The following is a 7,515-nucleotide window of genomic DNA, read 5'->3' on the forward strand; positions in this document are numbered from 1 at the left end:
CTGCTGGTCCTGCCGGTTGGCGGCGACCAGGGCGAGGAACGGCTCGGGGGTGAGGCCGGCCCGGCGGACGGTCGGCGCGAGAGCGGCGACCAGCGGATGACCGGCCCGGCCGCCGCCGAACAGGCGGCCGAGGTCCGCCTCCAGGGCGTCGAGCGTCAGGAGCCGGTCGTCGGCGTCTGCGGGGGCGACGCCGAGCAGGCGGGCGTCCTCGCCGCCGGGGGCGAGGTCGCCGTCGCCGATGTCGTCGACCAGACGGGCGAAGCCGTAGACGGCCATCAGGTCCTCGCGCCAGGCGCGGGGCAGGAAGAACGGCGCCACGGGGAAGTTCTCGTCGGCCGCCTTGTCGAGGGTGCCGTCCCCGGCACGCGGCGCCGCGGCGCGCCTCACCCCGCGCGGCCCTGGACGAGGACGGCGGACCCTACGGGTCGGGGAGCTTCCGTAGCCATTGCCGTCATGTCTCCCGTTCTACACCGTGGATCTAAATCGCACTATTTCGGACACGCCGCCCGCGGGGCGACGCGCTCGGGTGCGAGGAATACGCCGATTCGCCGGGCTTGCCGTGATTGCGGCGCCCGAACCACCCTACGTGGCGCTCCGTCGCTGGTCGGCAGGGGGGTGTCCCCCGGTCACGGCAGCACGGACCCGGCCGCACAACGCGGCGCCGCGCCCGCGCGGGGCGGGCGCGGCGCGACCGGGTCGTGTCGGCGTCACTTCGCCGTGAACGCCTCGTACTCCTTGAGGACCTCGTCGGTGGGTCCGTCCATCCGCAGCTCGCCGCGCTCCAGCCAGAGCACCCGCTCGCAGGTGTCGCGGATCGACTTGTTGTTGTGGCTCACCAGGAAGACGGTGCCCGCCTGCTGGCGCAGCTCGCGGATCCGGGCCTCGGAGCGCTTCTGGAACTTGCGGTCGCCGGTGGCCAGCGCCTCGTCGATCATCAGCACGTCGTGGTCCTTGGCGGCGGCGATGGAGAACCGCAGACGGGCCGCCATGCCGGAGGAGTAGGTCCGCATGGGCAGGCTGATGAAGTCGCCCTTCTCGTTGATGCCGGAGAAGTCGACGATCTCCTGGTAGCGCTCCCGGATCTGCTCGCGCGACATGCCCATGGCGAGGCCGCCGAGTATGACGTTGCGCTCGCCGGTCAGGTCGTTCATCAGGGCGGCGTTGACGCCCAGCAGGGAGGGCTGGCCGTTGGTGTACACCTTGCCGCGCTCGGCGGGCAGCAGGCCGGCGATGGCCCGCAGCAGGGTGGACTTGCCGGAGCCGTTGGAGCCGATCAGGCCGATCGCCTCGCCCTTGTACGAGACGAAGGAGACGCCGCGCACGGCGTGCACCTCCCGCACGCCCCGCTCCTCGCCGCGGCGCAGGATGCGGGAGAGCGCGGCGGTGGCGCTGCCCTTGCCCTTCTTGGCTCCGTTGACCTTGTAGACGATGTGCAGTTCGTCCGCGATCACCGTGGGGACGCGGGCTTCCTGATGCTGCTCAGCCACGGCCGTACCTCTCCTCGGCCTTCCAGAAGTACACGAAGCCGCCGGCCAGGATCACCACGGCCCAGCCCAGCGCCACCGCCCACACGTGCGGCGGCAGGTTCTCGGACCCGTAGCCGTCGATGAGCGCGAAGCGGATCAGGTCCATGTACACGGCGGCCGGGTTCCACTGGAGCACGTCCGCGATCCACCCGGGCCGGCCCTCGAGCATGGCCGGGATGGAGAACATCACGCCGGAGGCGTACATCCAGGTCCGGGTGACGAAGGGCATCAGCTGGGCCAGGTCGGGGGTGTGCGCCCCGGCCCGCGCCATGATCAGCGCCAGACCTGTGTTGAAGCCGAACTGCAGCAGCAGCGCGGGGACGATCAGCAGCCACGACAGCGAGGGCCGGCTGCCGAAGACCATCACCACCACGAACAGCACGATCATCGACACCAGCAGCTGCTGGAGCTGCTGGAGGGCGAAGGAGATCGGCAGCGAGGCCCGCGGGAAGTGCAGCGCCCGCACCAGGCCCAGGTTGCCCGAGATGGCGCGGACGCCGGACATCACCGACGTCTGGGTGAAGGTGAACACGAACACGCCGGTCACCAGGAACGGGATGTACACGTCCTTGGGCAGACCGCGGCCCGCGTTCAGGATGAGCCCGAAGATCAGGTAGTAGACCAGCGCGTTGAGCAGCGGCGTCACCACCTGCCAGAGCTGGCCCAGCTTGGCCTGGCTGTACTGGGCGGACAGCTTGGCGCGCGAGAAGGCGACGATGAAGTGCCGGCGGTTCCACAGCTGACGCACGTACGCCGGGATCGCGGGCCGCGCTCCGCTCACGGACAGGCCGTACCGGGCGGCGAGCTCCGCCGCCGTCAGGCCGTCGTCGGGCGACGGGCGCGGACTCACCGCGACCGGGCCGTCATGCGTTGACTCACTCACTGCTCGAACTCTCGCTGTCTCGGGTGGATACGGCGTGTCGGTGGGCCGCCGTGCGGGTGCACGGACGGGGACGGGCACATGCGCGGACGGGCACGGCAGCGAGCCGGCACGGCCGCGGCCCGGTCCTCACTCCGACGAGCTTGTCAGATGACCGGCGGCCGGCCCAGTCTTGTCAGCCGCCAGACGGTACGCCACCGCATCGGACGCCGGGGGCCACAGGGGGAGGTCCATCCCTCCTTGAAGCCGCCGAACCATGCCTTGAGCGCTGCTCCCGAACGGGTGCGCAGGAGGGTCAGCGCCATCCATACGCCCAGGTAGACCGGGACGAGCAGGGCGGGCAGGTTGCGGCGGGCCAGCCAGACCCGGTTGCGGGCCACCATCCGGTGGTAGACCGCGTGCCGGGAGGGGGCCGTGGTGGGGTGGTACAGGACCATGTCGGCCCGGTAGTCGATCATCCAGCCGGCGTCCAGGGCGCGCCAGGCGAGGTCGGTCTCCTCGTGGGCGTAGAAGAACTCGTCGGGGAGTCCGCCCACCTGGGCCAGGACCTCGGTGCGCACCGCGTTGGCGCCGCCCAGGAAGGTGGTGACCCGGGAGGAGCGCATCGGATCGGCGGCGCGCAGCCGGGGGACGTGCCGGCGCTGGGTCTCGCCGGTGTCCGGGTCGGCGATCCGGAAGCTGACGATGCCCAGCTCGGGGTCGGCCGCGAAGGCCTGCCGGCACAGCTCGGCGGTGTCGGTGCGGGCGAGCAGCCCGTCGTCGTCCAGGAAGAGCAGGATGTCGGCGTCGTAGCCGGAGCCGCCCGCGTCGTCGGTGTCTCCGGTGCGGAACGCCTCGATGCCGACGTTGCGTCCGCCGGGGATGCCCAGGTTCTCGGGCAGCTCGACGGTGCGCACGCCCTCGGGCACGTCCGGCACGGGGGCGCCGTTGCCGACCACGACGACCTCGACCGGGTCGCCCTCCTGGCGGGCCACCGAGTCGAGCAGCGCGCGCAGTTCGTCGGGGCGGTTGCCCATGGTGATGATCACCGCGCCCACCTTGGCCGGCCGGGGGCCGGCGGTGGGGGTGGCGTCCGGCGTGGCCTGGGGCACGGCGTCCTTCAGGGATTCGTTCATGGGGGCGCTCACCGCAGTCTGCTCGAGGCGAGGATGGACACGAGGTGCAGCAGGGTCTGCAGGATCGCGATGCCTGCCAGCACGGCGATGCCGAGGCGGGTCCAGAAGAGACCGCCGCCGGCGATCAGGTCGCCGATCGCGACGAGGAGGATGAACAGGCTCGCCTCGACGCCGCCGACCAGCCGGTGGAACTTCAGCGCGGCCGCCGCGCGGCGGGCCAGCGCCAGGCCGGAGGAACGGGGCGCGGCGGCCTCGTCCTTCACGGCGGTCAGGCCGCTGCGGCTGCGCGCGACGTCGACCAGGTCGGTCTCCGCCTTGATCAGGATCGCGCCCAGGGCGGCCAGCGTGCCGAGGAAGGCCCACAGCCACTCCGGGCTCTCCGACCCGTCCCACAGGTCGGCGCCCCTCAGGCCGAACCCGACCAGCAGGGCCGCCTCGGAGAGGTAGTGGCCGACCCGGTCCAGGTAGACGCCGGTGACGGAGGTCTGCTTGCGCCAGCGGGCGACCTCCCCGTCGACGCAGTCCAGCAGCAGGTAGAGCTGGATCAGCAGCGCGCCGAGGAGCGCCCCGGCGAGGCCCGGCAGCAGAAGTGCCGCGCCCGCCAGGACGCCCGCCACCACCATCAGGTAGGTGAGCTGGTTGGGCGTCACCCGGGTGTTCACCAGGTAGCGGTCCACCCGCAGCGAGATCTCCCGCATGTACAGGCGGCCCGCCCAGTGCTCACCGCTGCGCCGGTCCTTCACCCCTTCGGGGTGGACGACGGGTCGCAGTTCAGCTACCGATGGCCTTGACATAGTCGGCGTACGCGTCCTTGATCTGGTCGGTCCGGAGGTCGAGGTGCTCGAGGATCGTGTAGCGGCCGGGACGGGTCTCCGGCGCGAACTCCACGACCTTGACGAACTCCTCCGCGGAGAAGCCGATGTCCTCGGCGAGCACCGGCAGCGCGTGCCGGCGCAGCACCTCGGCCATCTGCCCGGCCTCCTCGACGGCCCCGCGCAGGTGCATGGCGAAGGCCGCTCCCAGGCCGCACTGCTCGCCGTGGCTGGCGGCGCGACGCGGGAAGAGGATGTCGAAGGCGTGGTTGATCTCGTGACAGGCGCCCGAGCAGGGGCGCGAGTCGCCGGAGACCGACATGGCGATGCCGCTGAGCGCCAGCGCCTCGGCCAGCACCTGGAGGAAACCGTTCTCCTCGATGCCGCCGGGGTGCCGGAGCACCGCCTCGCCGGCCTGGCGCGCTATGGCGGCGGCCAGGCCGTCGATCTTCTCGCCCTTGACCTTGTGCGCCAGCTCCCAGTCCGCCACGGCGGAGATGTTGGAGATGGCGTCGCCGATCCCGGACCGCACGAAGCGGCCCGGGGCCTCCCGGATCACGTCGAGGTCGATGACCACGGCGATCGGGTTGGGCACGCCGTAGGAGCCGCGGCCCGCGTCGTTGTCCAGGGTGGCGACCGGCGAGCACAGGCCGTCGTGCGCCAGGTTGGTGGGCACGGCGACCAGGGGCAGGCCGACCCGCGCCGCGGCGAACTTGGCGCAGTCGATGATCTTGCCGCCGCCGAGACCGACGACGGCGTCGAAGCGGTCCGCCTTCATCTCGCCGGCCAGCCGGATCGCGTCGTCGAGCGTGCCGCCGCCGACCTCGTACCAGGTGGCCCCGGGCAGCGACGGGGCGAGCCGCTCACGCAGCCGCGCCCCGGAGCCGCCGCTGACCGCGACGGCCAGCCTGCCGGAGTGCGAGATCCGTTCGTCGGCGAGCACGCCGGCCAGGTCCTCGAGGGCGCCCGGCCGGATGTCGACGACGACGGGGGACGGAATGAGCCTCGTCAGTAGCGGCACGCGATCTCCCGCCCACGGGCCAGGTCCTCGTGGTTGTCGATCTCCACCCACGCGACCTCGCCGATCGGCGCGACGTCGATCTTGAAGCCCCGGTTGACCAGCTCCTGGTAACCGTGCTCGTAGAACTGCTGCGGGTCGGTCTCCCAGACCGTCTTGAGCGCGTCGCCGAGCTCGGCCGCCGCGTCGCCCTCGATCAGCGTGACACCGATGTACTCACCGGTGGCCTCCGCCGGGTCCATCAGCTTGGTGATCTTCCGGACGCCCTTCTCGGGGTCCACGACGACCTTCATCTCCTCGTCGGCGAGGCTCTTGACCGTGTCGAGGGCGAGGATGATCTTCTTGCCCTCGCCGCGGGCGGCGAGCAGCGTCTTCTCGACGGAGACCGGGTGGACGGTGTCGCCGTTGGCGAGGATCACGCCGTCCTTGAGGGCGTCACGGCCGCACCACAGGGAGTAGGCGTTGTTCCACTCCTCGGCCTTGTCGTTGTCGATGAGGGTGATCTTGACGCCGTACTTGGCCTCCAGGGCCTCACGGCGCTCGTAGACGGCCTCCTTGCGGTACCCGACGATGATCGCCACCTCGGTGAGGCCGATCTCGGCGAAGTTGCCGAGGGTCAGGTCGAGGACGGTGATGCTGTCCTCCTGCCCCTCGGGCCCCACGGGCACCAGCGCCTTGGGAAGGGTGTCCGTGTAGGGGCGCAGGCGGCGTCCGGCGCCTGCCGCCAGCACGAGGCCGATCATGCGGGTTCTCCTTCGTCGTGTACAGCGGGTGCGCCGGCCCGGTGGGCGGACACCCAATAACGGATGCTCTCGACGAGCACCAAGGCGGCCACGGCCACGGCGAGCGCCGTGAGCGAGACCGAGAACTGCTCCGCGGTCAGCAGTGCGGCGAGCACGGCGACCACGAGGGTGCGGCCCTCGTGACCCAGCGCCGCCCGCACCAGCCAGTGCGGGGGCGCGCCGGCGTTGCCGCGGATGCGGTACACCGTGTCGTAGTGATGGTAGGCGACCGCCGCCACCAGCCCGAAAGCCGCGGGAAGGGCTCCGTTCACCTCGGCGTCGGCCGCCAGCAGCAGAACGACGCCATACTCGGCGGCACGGAAGAAGGGGGGAACGAGCCAGTCCAGCGCGCCCTTGAGGGACCGCGCGACGGCCGCGCCGGAGAGCACCGCGTAGCCGGCCGCGCCCGCGACGGTGATCCAGGAGGCGCCGAGGAGTGCGGCGAGGATCACCACCAGCAGGGCGCCGGCGGCGGCCGCGAAGGGGGCGGTTCCGGACGGAACCGCACGACGGGCGCCGCGGGCCACGGCCTCGGCGAGGGGACCGCTGTCGGCCAGGTCGGCCAGTGCCCCGGCGGCACGGTCGGTGCGCTCGGCCCTGCGGGTGAGCGAGCGCAGCAGACGGCCTGCGGTGGTGTAGCAGGCGGCGAAGGCGCAGCCGATCAGCAGGACCACGAAGGTGATCCGCGGCGTGGTCACGGCGGTGAGCACGGCGATCATCACCCAGCGTTCGCCGATCGGCAGAACGATCATGCGGCGGAGCCAGACCGTCCAGCCGAGGCCGTCCAGCTTGTCGGAGAGGGAGGCGGTGGGACTGGTGTTGGCCGTGGCGTCGTGGTTCGCCTCGTTGAACGAGAAGTCGACCACGTGCCGGCAGGTCTGGAGGACCATCGCGCCCAGCGCCAGCGCCCACACGTCGTCCCCGCCGCGGGCGGCGCCCAGGGCGAGACCCGCGTAGTAGGCGTACTCCTTGGCGCGGTCGAAGGTGGCGTCCAGCCAGGCGCCCAGCGTCGAGTACTGGAGCGAGTAGCGGGCGAGCTGCCCGTCCGTGCAGTCCAGGACGAAGGAGGCGATCAGCAGCACACCGGCCGCGACGAAGCCGCCGCGGGTTCCGGTCGCCGCGCAGGCCGCCGCGACCAGGGCGGTGACCAGCGAGGCGGTGGTGACCTGGTTGGGGGTGAGACCGCGCCGGGCGCACCAGCGCGCGATGTACTTGGAGTACGGGCTCACGAAGAAGGTGGTGACGAAGCCGTCCCGGGCCTTGACCGCCGAGCGGAGCCGGACGGCCTCCTCGTCGACGCCCGCGATGGCCTCGCGGGCCGCCTGGCGGGACCGGGGGTCGCCGGGGGTGACGGCGACGAGGCTGCCCAGCTCGGGCCGGTG

8 protein-coding genes are annotated in these 7,515 nt (G+C 72.0%); all 8 read right to left on the reverse strand.

Features of this window, described 5'->3' with window-relative positions; genetic code table 11:
- Positions 1-387: squalene/phytoene synthase family protein (locus HW445_RS13040; RefSeq protein ID WP_180221186.1), on the reverse strand; the 387-nt coding region annotated here is incomplete at its 3' end.
- Between the two features lie 320 nt (positions 388-707).
- Positions 708-1,487, reverse strand: coding sequence for an ABC transporter ATP-binding protein (locus tag HW445_RS13045; RefSeq protein ID WP_180221187.1), 780 nt, complete (start codon positions 1,485-1,487; stop codon positions 708-710).
- Positions 1,480-2,409: an ABC transporter permease gene (locus HW445_RS13050; protein WP_180221188.1), complete on the reverse strand. Its 930-nt coding sequence runs from the start codon at positions 2,407-2,409 to the stop codon at positions 1,480-1,482. Before HW445_RS13050 ends, HW445_RS13045 begins: the two co-directional genes overlap by 8 nt.
- A gap of 143 nt (positions 2,410-2,552) precedes the next feature.
- Positions 2,553-3,422, reverse strand: a complete 870-nt coding sequence (locus HW445_RS13055; protein WP_180221192.1) for a glycosyltransferase — start codon at positions 3,420-3,422, stop codon at positions 2,553-2,555.
- 107 nt (positions 3,423-3,529) lie between these two features.
- A complete protein-coding gene (locus HW445_RS13060) occupies positions 3,530-4,315 on the reverse strand; it encodes a CDP-alcohol phosphatidyltransferase family protein (RefSeq protein ID WP_180221189.1) in 786 nt (261 codons plus the stop codon).
- On the reverse strand, positions 4,293-5,354 hold the full coding sequence (locus tag HW445_RS13065) for an iron-containing alcohol dehydrogenase family protein (RefSeq protein ID WP_180221190.1): 1,062 nt from the start codon (positions 5,352-5,354) through the stop codon (positions 4,293-4,295). Before HW445_RS13065 ends, HW445_RS13060 begins: the two co-directional genes overlap by 23 nt.
- Entirely contained in the window at positions 5,342-6,094 is a 753-nt protein-coding gene (locus tag HW445_RS13070) for a sugar phosphate nucleotidyltransferase (RefSeq protein WP_151770500.1), read from the reverse strand. The genes HW445_RS13065 and HW445_RS13070 overlap by 13 nt, the downstream gene beginning before the upstream one ends.
- Positions 6,091-7,515: DUF5941 domain-containing protein (locus tag HW445_RS13075; RefSeq protein ID WP_180221191.1), on the reverse strand; the 1,425-nt coding region annotated here is incomplete at its 5' end. The genes HW445_RS13075 and HW445_RS13070, both read right to left, overlap by 4 nt.

Source organism: Streptomyces sp. UH6, assembly GCF_013421635.1.
GTDB classification, from domain to species: Bacteria; Actinomycetota; Actinomycetes; order Streptomycetales; family Streptomycetaceae; genus Streptomyces; species Streptomyces abyssomicinicus.

Excerpts from the sequence above, each read along its gene's own strand:
- HW445_RS13055 (WP_180221192.1), bottom strand. The coding sequence starts at position 3,422 with ATGGGCAACCGCCCCGACGAACTGCGCGCGCTGCTCGACTCGGTGGCC.
- HW445_RS13060 (WP_180221189.1), bottom strand. The coding sequence starts at position 4,315 with ATGTCAAGGCCATCGGTAGCTGAACTGCGACCCGTCGTCCACCCCGAA.
- HW445_RS13070 (WP_151770500.1), bottom strand. The coding sequence starts at position 6,094 with ATGATCGGCCTCGTGCTGGCGGCAGGCGCCGGACGCCGCCTGCGCCCC.